Source organism: Staphylococcus gallinarum, from assembly GCF_000875895.1.
Lineage (GTDB): Bacteria > Bacillota > Bacilli > Staphylococcales > Staphylococcaceae > Staphylococcus > Staphylococcus gallinarum.
This window is the reverse complement of the sequence record NZ_JXCF01000223.1, coordinates 1-241: the sequence shown is the minus strand read 5'-3', so window position 1 is coordinate 241 and position 241 is coordinate 1. Positions and strand designations below refer to the sequence as shown.

The window sequence follows — 241 nt, the reverse complement described above, 5'->3', positions numbered from 1 at the left end:
TTGACTGGGACGCAGTCGCAGAAAATTCAGAAGACCTTAGAAAACGAAGAATTGCAAGAACTGAAGAAACAAAACAAGCTAGTAATAAAATATATATCAGAGATGAAAGAACAACAGGACGTGAGAGAAAAGGAATTGCAGGCAATCAAGTCGAGTTTGAAAAAGACGACGGAGGACTTTCAAGGTAGAGGTAAAAAAGTCCATAATGATTTTGTTCGTTTGTTACAAAAGAATTTAAATC

At 35.7% G+C, this 241-nt stretch carries 1 pseudogene; it reads left to right on the top strand.

The annotated features are described in order from the left end of the window. A pseudogene (locus tag SH09_RS14160) lies at positions 1-188 on the top strand (relaxase/mobilization nuclease domain-containing protein); the annotation flags it as partial. Positions 189-241 lie beyond the last annotated feature (53 nt).